Source organism: Mycolicibacterium austroafricanum (assembly GCF_902705885.1).
In the GTDB taxonomy this organism is placed as follows: Bacteria; Actinomycetota; Actinomycetes; order Mycobacteriales; family Mycobacteriaceae; genus Mycobacterium; species Mycobacterium vanbaalenii_A.
Genome location: NZ_CACSIP010000074.1, coordinates 1 through 1,027, shown reverse-complemented (window position 1 = coordinate 1,027; position 1,027 = coordinate 1). Strand labels below are relative to the sequence as shown.

2 protein-coding genes are annotated in these 1,027 nt (G+C 62.9%); both read right to left on the bottom strand.

What is annotated here, in order from left to right; all coding sequences use genetic code 11:
• Nucleotides 1-725, bottom strand: a 725-nt coding sequence (locus tag BEMPMBAN_RS30915) for a DUF4226 domain-containing protein (RefSeq protein WP_200846180.1), incomplete at its 3' end; no start/stop codon positions are given.
• Between the two features lie 44 nt (nucleotides 726-769).
• Nucleotides 770-898 (bottom strand): hypothetical protein, encoded by a 129-nt coding sequence (locus BEMPMBAN_RS33005; RefSeq protein ID WP_272875863.1) that lies wholly within the window; start codon nucleotides 896-898, stop codon nucleotides 770-772.
• Nucleotides 899-1,027 lie beyond the last annotated feature (129 nt).

The following is a 1,027-nucleotide window of genomic DNA, read 5'->3' as shown; positions in this document are numbered from 1 at the left end:
CCACCGCCCCCGGCAACACCACCTCCGGCTACGCCCCCAGTGTTCTGGTCACCGCCCTGCGGGTTGGTCTGATCGGCGCCGGCCGTCCCATCCGCCTCGATCTTCTCGTACAGCGCCTTCTTGGCCGCGATGATCCCTGCGCTGGACGCGTTATCCAGTACGTTCGAGTTCAGGATGCGGTTGATATCGGCCATCCGGTTGTCCATCATGTAGAACATTTGCTTGGACCCGGCAGGTGAGTTCAGATCCACCTTCGAGGACAGAGCCATCCATTCCTTCTGAATCTTCGACAGCTCCGCACGTCCCTCCTCGGTGCGGGTATGCGCACCCAGGATCGCCTTCATCAACGCTGCGTCAGCGCTGGCCAATTGCGTCTGCGCCTTGTCCGCCTTTTCGTTGACTTCCTTGATCGCCTTGGCGACATCACCCGATTCCTGCGCGCCAGTCCTAACGAACGGCGGAGCTTGTGGAGCAGGGCCCGGGGTTGCCGGCGCGGCTGGTGCGGCCGGGGCAGCAACCGGCGGAGGTGCGGTCGCCAGCACCTCAAACGGGTCGACACCCTTGCCCCGGTTGGCCGCACCGTAGAGGTCGCGCCACTCCGCGGGCGGCTGCTTGTCCCAACCAGTAGGGATACGAAAGTTCGGCATACCCGAGAATCCGTGCGAGCCGTCCAACGAAGTCGGGATCGGTTGCGACGAAGGCCAAAAGAACACCTCATCGCCCACCCTCACCGCGGTCCAGCCGTCAGGGGCTGCCGGTACCGGTGGCACTAGCGGCCCAGCCCGTCAGTAGCGCTGGTATCGCCGTACAGGTACAGAACATCGCCGAGGCATTCCTCGAACAAATCCTGCCAACGGTGCATCGACTGCTCTCCGATCGGCTCGTCGGGGTTGGTCATGCAGCTACCGTATCGCGAGGTTCGCTCACTCGAACGGGGTCAATTTTCCGCGTTGGTGAGTTTTGTGGGGGTGGGTCTGATACTTGGGGGTATGTCCTCGGGGTTGCAGGTGTATGTGGATATGGCGGC